Genomic DNA, 14998 nt, shown 5'->3' on the forward strand with positions numbered 1-14998 from the left:
GAGAAATAAAAAAAGGGAAGCTAATTTTAGCTTCCCTTTTTTTATATGATTTAAAAATTGAATGAATTACTCAACAATCACTTTCTTAGTAACATTGTTATTTCTGTTACTTACTTTTACAAAGTAAACTCCAGCTTGAGCCTGATTTAATCGCAAGTTTTGTGAAAAATCATGCTGATACTCGTAAGATTGGGTAAAGATTTTTCTTCCTGTAATATCAAATACATTAATGTTGATAGGAGAAGGGTTTTCAGACCTTAAGCTTACCGTAAATTCACCTTGGTTAGGGTTAGGGTAAATTGCAAAACTATCTGCTAGTTCGTTAGAGCTTGTAGATAATTCATCGGTAACGATAACTGTGTAATCTTCTACTTCACCATCAAAACCTATTCCGCAAGCTTCAGGATAAACTTCATATCTCGTGCTTACTCTCATAATGGTTTCACCAAGTGCTGCGTCATCAGGAACAGTAATGCCTAAAGGGGAATTATTTGTTATACCATCAGCTACATTTAAAGCAGCTCCTAGGTCATATTCTTCACCAGGGTCGTCAAAGCTACAGTTTTGATTCCAGTCTATCCAAACTAATGTGCCGCAAATATAATTCCCGTCAGTATTGATATTAATGGTCATATCATACGTTTCTCCGATAACAACTTGAGTTGAAATATCTGTAAAGTCATTATATGCGTTTTCTTTATTAGAAGGTGTAGGGTTGTTGATTGTATTGAAGTTAACAAGTGTTGTTCCAGTATTAAAATCTAAATTACCTTCTGCTGGGCAAACCGAACAATCTGAAATTTGAAATTCGAAAAAATTTGCAAATTCAGTTTCAGAGCAGGGGTTAAAAGCTTTAACTCTCCAAAAATAGTTAGTGTTTAATTGAGATTCTGTAAATGCATAGGTATTATTCTCTGTTTCTGTATCTACAATTATAGCTGTGAATTGTTCGTCACTAGCTATTTGTAGTTGATAGGTGTTTGCATTAGGTAATTCTTCCCAAGTAAGTACAGGGTTTTGGTTTACTCCTGTTTGTCCGTTATTTGGTGTTAATAAATCAGGTGTTTCTAAGGATGAGTCAAATACTCCTAAACTTAATGAAGTAGAGAAGCTTTCTGTGCCTGAGTTACCTGTAATGTCAAATTCATAAGTACCGAAATCAACATTTTCTGTTCCAGTTATAGTTAACGTAACTTCAGTATCATTAGATGAACCTGAACTCGGATTGAATGTAGCATTTAAACCTGCAGGTAGGTTTTCTGCTGAAAAATTTGTTGATCCTGAGAATGAGTTATTAGTATTATAAGTGAAACTATATTCTGCAGTATTTGGGGCGCAAACATCATTAGTAAGGTTATCTACAGTAAAAAAGAAAGATGAAGTTTCAATATTAAACTCTTCTTGGTTCACAGCATAAAAGATATTTTCTGATGCTTTAACCATCAATCTCGCATTATTGGTAGAGGTCCCAAGTGGTACTGTAATAGTTGCAGAACCATTATTAGGAACATTAGAAGCTAGTGTTGTTTCAAATGTTTGTCCTGCATTCGTGCTTAGGTAAATATCAACATTAGTAGCATTAATCGGAGCTGTATTTGTGTTGGCAACATCCCAAGTAACAATTTGATTTTCTCCTTCATACCAGGTAACATTAGATTCATTTTGAGAAGTAACCGTAAATGGTCCTGCTTGATCATTTACAGTAACAGTCATCAGGTCTGAATCTGTTTGTCCGATTCCGTCTGAGAAGCCACTACCGTTATCTCTTACGATAAAAGAGAAATTCATTTCTCTACTAACAGAAGGGGTTACTTCCCAAGTAGGTGTTAAGTCACCATCTAATACATCTTGTAAGTTAGGAAGATATCTTTGTGGGCTATCTAATGGTAATATAGATCTGTATAATGGTCCAACTTCCCAAGTAGGCTGTGGTGATCCAGTTCCGGGCGCTTGTTCAGTGTCATTTTGAGACCAATTATAGGTTAAAGATTCTGTACCGTCTGGGTCTGTTGCAGAACCTTCTAGAACGAAAGCGGTAGATGCTGGGATTGTATAATCTTCACCTGCATCTGCAATAGGAGCTTGATTTGTAATTGTATATTCTTCAGGACAAGAACTGCTTGGACCATTTTTAATATTATTTGTTATATCTCTAACAGTTACAAAATTAAAATGAGCATCACTGTTAGATTGAACGTTTACAGGGCAAATTCCTGCATACCCCATAATAGAACTACCACTTGCAGGTTCAACCTCTGTTGTACCGTCGCCACTTCGACTACAAGTATTCATGGTATGATAACCTCCGAATTGGTGTCCCATTTCGTGTGCGACATAGTCAATATCAAAAGCATCTCCAGTTGGGTTAGGGCTACCTGTAAAGGCTCCACCTTTAACACCAGATTGGCAAACACAACCTATGCATCCGGCTTGACCACCGCCAGAAGTGTTAAAGTTATGACCTAGGTCATAATTATTATCACCAATTGTATTATCATTAACTTGTTGTGTGGTATTGATAAATTCTCCACTCCAAGGATCTTGAGAAATATTACCAAAATAGATAAGCTCATCATTATTTTCGACAAAAATCAAGGTGATGCCTAAGTCTCGTTCATAAATTTCATTAACGCGGTTAATCGTTAAGGTCATTTGAGCTTGAATAGCTTCAACTTCATTACCTGGAGTCGCGAATAGATTTCCATATTCAGCGTTACAAGATTGTGCTAAGCGGTAGGTTCTGTGAGTACTATCATCTGCATCTAACATTCTATTAGTTGCATTTCCTTCTAATGATGGTAGTTTAACATCATCTGTAAGGCACTCAAAGTTTTGCGAGTTATTGTTTAAGTCCTTTCTGTTGTAAACAATATAGTTTTTACCATCTATAGTGAAGGGGTCGATGTATTCAGCATTTCTCTTTCCTGATAAGCTCATAGTATGTACTCCAAATTGAGTAACACTAAATCTCATAGTTGCTGTAGGATCATCAATTCCTGTTGCTTTATAAGTCCTGATGTTAGGATACTTCTCTTGAAGTTCTCCTTCTAAAATTGAAGAAGACACTACATTGAATTTTTCAAAATGTCCGTCACTAATAGGGAAGCTAATCATTACCGGAGCTTGGCCGTTTAATGAGCCTCTTTCGGGAGCATCTTCTAACGCTGTTTTAAAAGCTTCAATGTCTAAATGATATAAAGAGTAATTTTTAGGAGTTGAGCTTCTTCTAGCTTTTTCTAAATCGGTTAAGTTACTTTTCGATGTTTCAGTCCAATAATTGTTTTGTCCTGATATTGAAAAAGTCAAGAAAAACAAGAACAAACCTAAAACATAATGTAAATTTGTGTTCATGTAAAATAAGTTATAGGGTTTAATGTTTCAAAGTTAGCTATTTATGAATAATTAAACTAACAACTAGTAGTTTTTATGAAGAGAGAAATAGAGTTTTCTAAACCTTTAAGTAAAACCGTAATCACCATCGGGACATTTGATGGAGTGCATATAGGTCATCGAAAAATTATAAAACGTATAGTTGAATCTGCAGAAAATTCAGCCTTAGAATCTGCGGTGCTAACTTTTTTTCCACATCCGAGAATGGTGTTGCAAAAAGAAGTAGGTATTGAGCTTATCAATACCATCGAAGAGCGCAAACAAATTCTTGAAAATACAGGCATTGATCATTTAATTATACATCCATTCACACGCGCTTTCTCTAGATTAACTGCGCAAGAATATATAGAAGAAGTTTTAGTGAAAAAACTTCAGGCAAAAAAAGTAATCATTGGTTACGATCATCGATTTGGTCGAAATAGAAATGCCGATATCGAAGACCTAAAAAAATACGGAGAAAAATATGGGTTCGAAGTTGAGGAAATCTCTAAACAAGATGTTGATGAGGTTGCGGTAAGTTCAACCAAAATCAGAAAAGCACTTCAAGAAGGCGATGTCGAAAAAGCAAATACATATTTAGGAAGTAACTTTTTACTTACGGGAATCATCGTAAAAGGTAAAGGTTTAGGGAAAGATCTAGGTTTTCCCACGGCTAATTTAAAAATTGAAGAAGCTTATAAACTTATTCCTAAAACGGGAGTTTACGTAGTGAAAGCTTTAATTAATAATGAAGAGTTTTTTGGAATGATGAATATTGGTTACAATCCTACCGTTGGAGGTTCAGAAAAAACTATTGAAACTTACTTTTTCAACCTAGACAAAAACCTTTATGGTAAAAAACTTCAAATAGAAATGCTTAAACGCATTCGTGAAGAAAAGAAGTTTAGCGGTGTCGAAGAGCTTATTGAAGCCATGAAAGAAGATCAGGCTTTTTCAGAAAAGTACATCCATCAATTTAAAACTCAGTAAAGTGCTTAATAAGTGGTTATTTCAGCGGGTAGATAATAGTTCTTTAATAGTATTTAGAATATGCTTTGGTTTTCTAATTACGCTTGAAGCTTGGGGAGCAATTTTCACCGGCTGGATTCGCAGAACACTCATCGAGCCTCAATTTACATTCAACTTTATTGGGTTCGATTTCCTGCAACCACTTCCGGGAAACGGAATGTATTTTTATTACGGTCTTATGGGACTGTTGGGTGTTTTTGTCATGATCGGCTATAAATATAAATGGAGCATTTCGGGTTATACCTTAATGTGGACGTGCGTTTATTTAATGCAAAAGTCTAGTTACAATAACCATTATTACCTGCTCATTCTTATCTTAATATTTATGTTGATTGTTCCGGCAAATACTTACGCGTCGGTCGATGTAAAACTCAACCCCAAGCTCAAACAAATCTCGATGCCGCGTTGGGTGGTGTTGTTTATCGTTTTTCAGTTATGGATTGTTTATACCTACGCTTCCGTCGCTAAACTTTATCCCGATTGGTTAAGCGGTGAAGTGCCGGCAATGCTCATGAAAGGCAAAAAAGATTATTGGTTGGTTGGTGAAATTCTTCAGCAAAAATGGACGCATTATGTGATTTTATATTTCGGAATTTTATTCGACTTACTTATCGTTCCGTTATTGTTGTATCGAAAAACCAGACTCCCGATGTTTTGTCTGGCAATATTCTTTCATTTATTCAATAGTTATGTTTTCAGAATAGGCATTTTCCCGTATCTGTCGTTGGCATTTTGTTTATTTTTCTTTTCTGCGGAATTGGTGCATCGACGTTTTCTATATAAAAAACCATTCTACGATCAAGCAGAAGTCATCGTCCCGGAACATCGTAATTTATTGATCGGAATATTTTGTGTTTGGTTTCCGCTTCAAATTTTAATCCCACTTCGTCATTGGGCAATTAAAGGCGATGTGTTGTGGACAGAAGAAGGCCACCGCATGAGTTGGCGAATGATGTTGCGCAGCAAAAGCGGACTCGCTTCTTACAAAATCGTTAATAAAACTACAGGTGAAGTGAACTACGTGAAAAAGGGAGATTACCTTACCCGAAAACAAATTAGACAAGCCAGTACAAAACCCGATGTAATTTGGCAATTCTCACAGCGTTTAAAAGAAATTTATGCTGAAAAAGGAGAAGAAATTGAAATTTACGTCAATGCTCGTGTAAGTGTAAACTACAAAGAGCGAAAACAGCTTATCGACCCAAAAGTAAATATGGCAGAAGCCGAGTGGGATTATTTCTTTCATAACGATTGGATTTTACTTCACGAAGATGAAGATTAGTTACGCCGAAATAATTAACTTTGAGCCTTTAATTAAACAGAAAAATTCAACCCAATGTTACAAGTAGCTCACATTAGAGAAAACAAAGAGGTTTATGTACAAGCTTTAAAAAAGAGAAATTTTGAAGCAGAAAGTATTTTAGAGCAAGTAATTTCGTTAGACGAAGAACGTCGTTCAACTCAAACCGAGTTAGACAATACGTTAGCAGAATCTAATAAACTTTCCAAAGAAATTGGGTTGTTGTTTAAATCGGGAGAGCACGAAAAAGCCAATAAGGTAAAAGAGCAAACCGGCGATTTAAAAGAAAAGTCGAAAGAATTAAGCGAAAAGTTGAATGCGGTTTCAGAACAATTAAATCAGCTTTTATACACCATTCCCAATATTCCGCACGAATCTGTTCCTGCTGGTAAAGATGAAGAAGATAATGAAGAGGTTTATAAAGAAGGGGACGTTCCTGTTTTAGCAGAAGGAAGTCTTCCGCATTGGGAATTGGCAAAAAAATATGACCTGATCGATTTTGAATTAGGAAACAAAATTACCGGAGCTGGTTTTCCTGTTTACAAAGGAAAAGGAGCCAGATTACAACGCGCTTTAATCACTTACTTTTTAGATAAAAATATAGAAGCCGGTTATACCGAATATCAAGTGCCTTTAGTGGTAAATGAAGAATCTGGTTATGGTACTGGGCAATTACCCGATAAAGAAGGGCAAATGTATCACGTGCAAAACGATGATCTGTATTTAATCCCGACTTCAGAAGTGCCGCTTACCAATATGTTTAGAGGCGATTTATTAGAAGAAAAACAATTACCAATTAGTTGTACGGCTTTTACGCCTTGCTTTCGTAGAGAAGCAGGTTCTTACGGCGCGCACGTTCGTGGTTTAAACCGTTTACACCAATTTGATAAAGTTGAATTGGTAAACTTGGTAAAACCGGAAGATTCTTACGCCACTTTAGATAAAATGGTTGAGCACGTAAAAGATATTTTAAAAGAATTAAAACTTCCTTATCGTGTGTTAAGACTTTGTGGTGGCGATCTAGGATTTACTTCAGCCTTAACTTTCGATTTTGAAGTATTTTCTACCGCGCAAGATCGTTGGTTAGAAATTTCTTCAGTTTCAAATTTTGAAACCTTTCAGTCTAACCGACTAAAAGTACGTTACAAAAACAAAGAAGGAAAAAAAGAATTGGTGCACACCTTAAACGGAAGCTCATTAGCTTTACCTCGTGTAATGGCCGGTATTTTAGAGAATTACCAAACTGAAAAAGGGATAAAAGTTCCTGAAATTTTAGTGCCTTACACCGGTTTCGATATGATTAATTAGAACTTTCCAAAAAGTTCCTTCCCTTACTAAGGGTAAGGTGCCGAAGGCGGAAGGGTTTTAAAAGAAAAACAGTTGAAAATATAAAATATAGCTAAAAGTACTTTTTTAAGTACTTTTAGCTATATTTGTTTTATGGAAACAGTAAATTATACAGACTTTCGTTCAAACCTTAAGCATTGGTTTGATAAGGTAATTAATGATGTTAGCGATATCATTATTAAAAGAAAAAACGGAAAAGACCTGGTGTTGATTTCTTTAGATGAATACAATTCGCTTAAAGAAACCACTTATTTATTGACTGGAAAAAATAGAGATGTTTTACTAAAATCGATTCAAGAGTTAGAAGCAGAAAACGGTATAGAAAAAGATTTAATTGAATAAATGAAATTAATCTGGTCTAGCATATCTTGGGAAGATTACCTCTATTGGCAGAAAGTTGATAAAAAGATGGTTAAAAGAATCAACCAGCTTATCAAAAGTGCAATGAGAACTCCATTTGAAGGAATAGGTAAACCGGAAGCTTTAAAAGGAGATTTACAAGGCTATTGGTCACGAAGAATAACTTCAGAACATCGCTTGGTGTACAAACTTGAAGAAGATCAATTATTTATTGCTGCCTGTCGATATCACTACGGAAAATAGACTTTCAAAACGTTCCTTCCCTTTCTAAGGGAAGGTGCCGAAGGCGGAAGGGTTCTAACTTCAAGTAGAAGGGTTTCAACTTCAAAAAGATAATTCCCTTTAAAAACAATAGATCAAAAACGCATTTTGCTTATCTTAGCAAGATGCGTTTTTTAATTACCCTACTTTTTATATTCGGCTTAAGCTTTTCAGCGTTTTCACAATCAGAGAAAATCGCTCAAAACTATTTTGATCAAGGAGAGTTTGAGAAAGCCAAATCGGTTTACGAAAAGTTGTACCAAAAAAGCAATGGTAGTTTGAGCTTTTTGCAAGGATTGGTAAAAAGTTTGCAAGAACTAGAACAATACGAAGAGGCAGAAAAATACCTGATCGATTTCAGCAAAAGAAATACGATCTACCCTAATTTGTTGGTCGAGATCGGTTATAATTATCAGTTGCAAGATCAACAAGAGAAAGCCGAAGAATATTACCAGCAGGCTATCGATAAAATCGATAAAATTCCCAATTACGCTTACACCGTTGGGCGCGCATTTCAGAATTACAATTTATTAGATGAAGCAGCGATTACTTACGAGAAAGGCTTAGAAAAACAACCTAATCCTAACTTTATCATCCAGCTGGCAAGAATTTATGGCGAACAAGGAAAGTTGGAAGAAATGTTTGGCACGTACCTCGACCTTATCAAACAAAAACCTGAATATTTCTACGCGGTAAACAGAAACTTTTCAGAATATATTACCGAAGATTCAGCAAATGAAGCCAATCAGGTGTTAAGAAAATTACTGCTGAAACGCATTCAGCAAGAACCCGACTTATTTTACAACCAGATGCTTAGTTGGTTGTTTACACAACAGCAAGAATATAAAAAAGCATTTATTCAGGAGAAAGCCATTTATCAACGTTCACCCGATAAAAACCTGCGTAAAATTACCGAGTTGGCAGAAATCGCCAACGATAATGGCGAGCCGAAAACTGCCAAAGAAATTTTAAACTACACCATCGAAACCGCTGCGGTTGAAAGTCAGCGCTTAAAAGCATACGAGTTATTATTCGAAATTCAGATCGAGCATAGCGTAACTTCAGAAGAAAAAGTAGCGATCGATGCACGTTTTCAAGAAGTATTTCAGCAATACGGGAAACAACGAAATACGCTCGGTTTACAATTACAATACGCTAAATTTTTAGCTTTTGAAAAAAATGAAAATGAAGCCGCAAAAACGATTTTAAGAAACGCACTCGAAGAACGCATTAACCGATTTGAAGAAGCGAGAACCAAAATGGTATTAGCCGATATTTTGGTGTTAGAAGAGCAATTTAATCAGGCATTAATTTACTACAGTCAGGTGCAAAACTTGGTTCAAAATAACGAATTGGCGCAAGAAGCCACTTTTAAAGTTGCTAAAACCAGTTATTATAAAGGCGATTTTAAATGGGCGCAAACGCAACTAAAAGTTTTAAAAAGTGCCACGAGTCAACTAATTGCCAACGATGCGCTTCAGCTTAATTTATTAATTTCAGATAATTCTTTAGAAGATTCCACCCAAACGGCACTAAAATATTTTGCACGTGCCGATTTATATACTTTTCAGCATAAAAATGAAAAAGCCTTAGCGGTGTTAGATACGATTTTACTTCAGCATAAAGGAGAAAAAATTGAAGATGAAGCGCTGCTGAGAAAAGCACAACTTTTTGAAGAATTGGGTGAATATGAAAAAGCCGAAGAGAACTACCAGCAAATTATTCAGTATTACGCGCAAGATATTTTAGCAGACGATGCTTATTATTATTTAGCAGAACTCTATAGAAATCAGCTCGACCAACCCGAAAAAGCCAAAGAGAACTATGAACAGATCATTTTTAATTTTGCCGATAGTATTTTCTTTGTCGAATCCCGAAAAAAATACCGCATATTACGTGGCGATCAACTAGAATAATGCAATTTTGCAGCTTTAAAACTTTAAAGCGATGATTATTTACAACGTTACCATAAATGTAAGTGAAGAGGTTCACGATGAGTGGCTTACTTGGATGAAGCAAGAACACATCCCGCAAATGCTCGATACCGGAAAATTTTTAAACGCTATGATGACCAAAGTTTTGGTGCAAGAACCAATGGGCGGCGTTACTTATTCGGTACAATATAAGGCAGAAAGCAAAGCGATGTTAGAACGCTACTATCAAGAAGATGCAGAAAATCTTAGAGCGCAATCGCAACGTTTTAAAGATAAAACCGTGTTTTTTAGAACCGAGTTAGAAGTAGTTTCTGAACAGTAATTTTTTCAATGATTAGTTGATTGAAAGCTAAAATTTGTCAGTTCGAGTGATTTTGTGAAGCAAAGCGAAGCAAAATTATATCGAGAACCAAATTTCAACTTCAATCTCAATTCAAAGAAGTTTTAGATTTTTATTCGAAATCAGGATTCTGAAGTTAAAACACCTTCTAAAAAATGAAGAAAAAATACTCCCATAAAAAACAAAAACCGTCTAAAAAGCATTACGCTCCAGATCCTGTAAAGGCTAAAAAACATTTAGGGCAACACTTTTTAAAAGATGAAGAAGTTGCCGAGCGAATTGGCGATACGCTAACCCTAAACGGTTATGAGAACGTGTTAGAAATTGGTCCGGGAACGGGAGTACTCACTAAATACATCTTACAAAAAGGGAAAAATGTAATCGCCGCAGATCTAGATACCGAATCGATCGAGTACCTTAATCAGTCGTTCGCGTTAGATCATCCTTCAATTTCTACCAAGAATTTTCAGGTGATCGAAGCCGATTTTTTAAAGATGAATTTAGAAAAACTTTTTAATGGAGAACCATTTGCCGTTACCGGTAATTTCCCTTACAATATTTCTTCTCAAATTGTTTTTAAAGCGATAGAGAATAAAGAATTAGTGCCGGAGTTTACCGGGATGTTCCAAAAAGAAGTGGCGCAACGCATTTGCGAAAAAGAAGGTAGCAAAACCTACGGAATTCTCTCGGTACTCACGCAAGCCTATTTCGATGCCGAATATTTATTTACCGTCCCGCCGAGTGTTTTTAATCCGCCGCCAAAAGTAGATAGTGGTGTCTTACGCTTAATTAGAAAAGCAGATTTCAGCCTTCCTGTAGAAGAAAAATTATTCTTTAGAGTGGTGAAAACCGCATTTCAACAACGAAGAAAAACGTTAAGAAACAGTTTAAAAAGCTTCGACCTTAGTCCGCAATTAAAAGAAGATAGTATCTTTGGCCAGCGACCCGAACAATTATCGGTCGACCAATTTTTAGAACTCACCCAAAAGATACAACACGATGCAGTTTCAGATTAGTCGGGAGTTTATAGAAAAAATAGAAAACCTTGTTGAAGATAAAAACAACAAGGAGCTATTGGTGCAATTTGAAAATATGCACCACGCCGATATTGCTGAAACTTTAGAAGAACTCTCCCTCGACGATGCTACTTACGTCATTAAATTGCTAGAAAGCGATAAGACGGCAGAAGTCTTGATGGAGCTCGATGAAGAAGACCGAGAAAAAGTCCTCAATAATCTTTCTGCTAAAGAAATTGCAGAAGAGATCGAAGAGATGGATACCGATGATGCTGCCGATATCGTTGGTGAACTTTCTCCAGAAATTAAAGAAATGGTCATCGCCAATATCGAAGACGAGCAACACGCCGACGATATTGTAGATCTTCTGCGTTACGACGAGAATTCTGCCGGAGGTTTAATGGCAAAAGAGCTCGTAAAAGTTAACGAGAATTGGAGTGTTACCGGTTGTATGAGCGAGATGCGTGATCAGGCAGAAAATGTGACGCGCGTACATTCTATTTACGTGGTCGATAATAAAAACCGATTAAAAGGCAGACTTTCGCTTAAAGATTTAATTACCGCACCAAGCACCGCGCAGATCAGCGATGTGTATATCAATAAAGTAGATTATGTTTCCGTCGATACCAAAGGCGAAGAAGTGGCGCGTATAATGCAAAAATACGATCTAGAAGCCATTCCTGTCGTAAACGAAATGGGGAAATTAGTCGGTCGAATAACCATCGATGATATTGTCGATTTTATCCGTGAAGAAGCTGAAAAAGATTACCAAATGGCGGCCGGTATTTCTGAAGATGTCGAAGCAGACAGTAGCATCTGGCAACTCACCCGAGCGCGTTTACCTTGGTTAATTCTCGCACTTTTAGGAGGTTTTATAAGTGTAAATGTTTTAGAAACCTTCGATGGCGCGATGGAAAAACACGGAGCTTTATTCTTCTTCGTTCCCTTAATTGCTGCAATGGCAGGGAATGTAGGCGTGCAATCGTCTGCGATCGTGTTGCAAGGTTTGGCCAATAATTCGTTGCGAGGTTCTTTACTTAATCGTCTGATAAAAGAGGTTTTACTCAGTTTACTCAATGGTTTTGTGCTGGCGTTGTTGCTGGTTTTAGGCGGAGTTTTCTTGCTTAACTTAGATTTCGATTTCGGCTTGACCGTTGCCATTTCCCTGATTTCAGTAATTATTACCGCTTCGCTTATCGGTACGTTTGTGCCAATTATTTTAGACAAACAAGGCATAGATCCTGCGATGGCTACCGGACCGTTTATTACGACGAGTAACGATATTTGCGGAATTCTTATTTACTTCAGTATTGCCAAACTTATTCTTGGTTTTTAGAAAATTCATTTGGGCGTGACCCTATCGGGTCGGGCTATCCGTTATATCTTTTTTGTTGTCATGCTGAGCTTGTCGAAGCACAACAAAAAAGGATGCCACTACTATCCCTCACGCAAAAGAAATCGATTATATTGTGATTTATAAATAGAATTACCATCGTTATGCTGAGTTTATTTCAGCAGCTCATTTTAAGATAAAGTTTCCTCTCATTCTAAAGGAAGGTGCCGAAGGCGGAAGGGTTTATTATTCAAAATATTCCTACATTTGAAGAAAAGCAAAAGAAGAATGACACCCATCCCCTTTCAATACGAAATTGAAGTACAACCCGAACATATCGACGATTTAAAACACGTAAATAATGTTACCTATTTGCAATGGGTGCAAGATGTAGGAGAAAAACATTGGAACTTAAAAACTTCAGAAGAGTTAAGAGAAAAATACGGTTGGGTAGTACTTAACCATTTTATTGAATATAAAAGTCCGGCATTTTTAAACGAAAAACTCATTTTAAAAACCTGGATCCAAAGTCACGAAGGCGTAAAAAGTGAACGTCGGGTTGAGGTGATTCGAAAAAAGGATAATAAAATTATCGCGCAAGCCAAAACCTTGTGGTGTTTAATCGAAAAACAAAGTCATCGTCCCGCGCGCATCACTCCAGAAATCACCGAACCTTTTTTTGAAGATTAGTTAGGTAAATTGTAATGTCACCTTGAGCGGAGTCGAAAGGTCTCATCTGGCTTGTAATTATATTTAACACACGATGAGATGCTGAATCAAGTTCAGCATGACGCATAACTTCATGTTTTACATAAATTAATAAAATAACATTAAAAATAATGAAAGTCCTTCACCTCGATAAAAACCATCCTTTAATCTTAGAACAGCTACAAGGATTAGGTTTTAGTAACGAAGAAGATTATTCTTCTTCCAAAGAAGAAATTCTACAGAAAATCGATGCTTACGATGGGATCATCATTCGTAGTCGTTTTAAACTCGATCAAGCCTTTATTTCCGCAGCGAAAAACTTAAAATTCATTGGTCGGTTAGGCGCAGGACTAGAAAATATCGATACCGAATTTGCTTCAGCGCAAGGCATCCAACTATTTTCAGCTCCGGAAGGTAACCGAAATGCCGTTGGAGAACACGCCTTGGGAATGTTGCTTTCACTATTCAATAAACTGAATAAAGCCGATCAAGAAGTAAGAAACGGTAAATGGCTGCGAGAAGAAAATCGCGGAGTAGAACTCGAAGGCAAAACCGTTGGAATTATTGGCTACGGGAATATGGGAAAATCTTTTGCTAAAAAGTTGCAAGGTTTCGATGTTAAGGTGTTGTGTTACGATATTCAAAAAAATGTAGGCGATCAATTTGCCAAACAAGTGAGTTTAGAAGAATTTCAGCAAAACGTAGAAGTACTTAGTTTACATACGCCATTAACAGAAACGACCAATAGTATGGTTGATGCCAAATTCATCAATTCATTTAAAAATAATTTTTGGTTTATCAATACCGGTCGCGGGCAAAGTGTGGTAACTTCAGATTTGGTAGAAGCTCTAAAGTCGGGCAAAGTCTTAGGCGCCGGGCTCGATGTGTTAGAATACGAAAAAACCTCCTTTGAAAATTTATTTACTTCCGCAGCGCAAATGCCAGAGGCTTTTCAATATTTGATAAATGCTGAAAACGTTTTGCTTTCTCCGCACGTAGCGGGTTGGACGATTGAAAGTAAACGAAAATTGGCGCAGGTAATTGTCGATAAAATCAAAGCAGAATTCGTTTCAAAATCTTAAACTTCAGCAGTTGTAAATTTTAGCAAGCATTTATTAAGTTTGTAAGAATCCTTCAACTTAATTCTTGAAAATATGCAGATCAAAGCAGATTCCGTAGAAGAGTATTTAGCCAATGTTCCCGAAGAACGTAAAGAAGCATTTGCCAAGTTGCGAAAAACGATCGTTGAAAATCTACCTTCCGGTTTTCAAGAATGTTTAAGTTATGGGATGGTCGGTTATGTGATTCCTAAAAGTATTTATCCCGACGGTTATCATTGCGATCCTAGTTTACCGTTACCGTTTATGAGTATTGCTAGTCAGAAAAATTTTGTGGCACTTTACCATAGCGGTATTTATGCCGATCCTGATTTATTAAAATGGTGGCAGCAAGAATATCCTAAGCACGTAAAAACCAAGTTAGATATGGGCAAAAGCTGCGTTCGCTTTAAAAATGTAAAACATATTCCGTATGAGTTAATTGCAGAACTCTGCGAAAAAATGACTCCGGAAGATTTTATCAATATTTACGAAACTAATCTCCAGAAAAAATGAAAAAAAGAGTCACCGGTTTAGGCGGATTTTTCTTTAAATCTGAAAATCCCGATGCCGCAAAAAATTGGTACAAAGAGCATTTAGATTTAGACACCGATCAATACGGTTGCACTTTTTGGTGGAAAGATAAAGAAGGTAACGATTGCTCGACGCAGTGGAGCCCAATGGATGAGAAAACTGAATATTTTCAGCCTTCACAAAAACAATTTATGATGAATTTTCGTGTTGAAAATTTAGAGGATTTGCTAGCTGCTCTAAAGGAAGAAGGCATAACTATTGTTGGCGAACCGGAAGAATACAGCTACGGAAAATTTGGTTGGATTCTAGATCCTGAAGGCAATAAAATTGAACTTTGGGAACCTAAAGACGAAGCTTTTAAATAAGCTTC

The 14998-nt window shown here is 36.5% G+C and carries 14 protein-coding genes; 13 read left to right on the forward strand and 1 reads right to left on the reverse strand.

Going from position 1 to position 14998, the window contains the following annotated elements; all coding sequences use genetic code 11:
* Nucleotides 1-66: 66 nt before the first annotated feature.
* A complete protein-coding gene (locus G551_RS0106590; protein WP_027884810.1) occupies nt 67-3351 on the reverse strand; it encodes a reprolysin-like metallopeptidase in 3285 nt (1094 codons plus the stop codon).
* Between the two features lie 75 nt (nt 3352-3426).
* Here G551_RS0106590 and G551_RS0106595 point away from each other — a divergent pair, with 75 nt between their 5' ends.
* The 13 genes from G551_RS0106595 (at nt 3427) to G551_RS0106655 (ending at nt 14993) form a co-directional block, all read left to right on the forward strand.
* Complete coding sequence (locus G551_RS0106595) at nt 3427-4359, forward strand: bifunctional riboflavin kinase/FAD synthetase (RefSeq protein WP_027884811.1); 933 nt, start codon at nt 3427-3429, stop codon at nt 4357-4359.
* 1 nt (nt 4360) lies between these two features.
* Nucleotides 4361-5680: an HTTM domain-containing protein gene (locus G551_RS0106600; RefSeq protein ID WP_036243446.1), complete on the forward strand. Its 1320-nt coding sequence runs from the start codon at nt 4361-4363 to the stop codon at nt 5678-5680.
* A gap of 54 nt (nt 5681-5734) precedes the next feature.
* Nucleotides 5735-7006 (forward strand): serine--tRNA ligase, encoded by a 1272-nt coding sequence (serS, locus tag G551_RS0106605; RefSeq protein WP_027884813.1) that lies wholly within the window; start codon nt 5735-5737, stop codon nt 7004-7006.
* A 132-nt stretch (nt 7007-7138) separates the two neighbouring features.
* Complete coding sequence (locus G551_RS0106610) at nt 7139-7387, forward strand: type II toxin-antitoxin system Phd/YefM family antitoxin (RefSeq protein ID WP_027884814.1); 249 nt, start codon at nt 7139-7141, stop codon at nt 7385-7387.
* Nucleotides 7388-7648 (forward strand): Txe/YoeB family addiction module toxin, encoded by a 261-nt coding sequence (locus G551_RS0106615; protein WP_027884815.1) that lies wholly within the window; start codon nt 7388-7390, stop codon nt 7646-7648.
* Nucleotides 7649-7791: 143 nt separating this feature from the next.
* A complete protein-coding gene (locus G551_RS0106620) occupies nt 7792-9582 on the forward strand; it encodes a tetratricopeptide repeat protein (protein ID WP_027884816.1) in 1791 nt (596 codons plus the stop codon).
* 31 nt (nt 9583-9613) lie between these two features.
* On the forward strand, nt 9614-9922 hold the full coding sequence (locus tag G551_RS0106625) for a DUF4286 family protein (RefSeq protein WP_027884817.1): 309 nt from the start codon (nt 9614-9616) through the stop codon (nt 9920-9922).
* Nucleotides 9923-10095: 173 nt separating this feature from the next.
* Nucleotides 10096-10956: a 16S rRNA (adenine(1518)-N(6)/adenine(1519)-N(6))-dimethyltransferase RsmA gene (gene rsmA, locus G551_RS0106630; RefSeq protein ID WP_027884818.1), complete on the forward strand. Its 861-nt coding sequence runs from the start codon at nt 10096-10098 to the stop codon at nt 10954-10956.
* Nucleotides 10940-12292 carry a magnesium transporter gene (gene mgtE / locus G551_RS0106635; RefSeq protein WP_027884819.1) on the forward strand — a complete coding sequence of 451 codons (1353 nt, stop codon included), beginning with the start codon at nt 10940-10942 and terminating at the stop codon, nt 12290-12292. The genes rsmA and mgtE overlap by 17 nt, the downstream gene beginning before the upstream one ends.
* A 264-nt stretch (nt 12293-12556) precedes the next feature.
* A complete protein-coding gene (locus G551_RS0106640; protein WP_229797274.1) occupies nt 12557-12979 on the forward strand; it encodes an acyl-CoA thioesterase in 423 nt (140 codons plus the stop codon).
* 149 nt (nt 12980-13128) lie between these two features.
* Nucleotides 13129-14079, forward strand: a complete 951-nt coding sequence (locus G551_RS0106645) for a 2-hydroxyacid dehydrogenase (protein WP_027884821.1) — start codon at nt 13129-13131, stop codon at nt 14077-14079.
* 72 nt (nt 14080-14151) lie between these two features.
* Nucleotides 14152-14610: a DUF1801 domain-containing protein gene (locus G551_RS0106650; RefSeq protein ID WP_027884822.1), complete on the forward strand. Its 459-nt coding sequence runs from the start codon at nt 14152-14154 to the stop codon at nt 14608-14610.
* Nucleotides 14607-14993 (forward strand): VOC family protein, encoded by a 387-nt coding sequence (locus tag G551_RS0106655; protein WP_027884823.1) that lies wholly within the window; start codon nt 14607-14609, stop codon nt 14991-14993. Before G551_RS0106650 ends, G551_RS0106655 begins: the two co-directional genes overlap by 4 nt.
* Nucleotides 14994-14998: the final 5 nt, after the last annotated feature.

This window comes from Mesonia mobilis DSM 19841, assembly GCF_000423405.1.
GTDB lineage: Bacteria > Bacteroidota > Bacteroidia > Flavobacteriales > Flavobacteriaceae > Mesonia > Mesonia mobilis.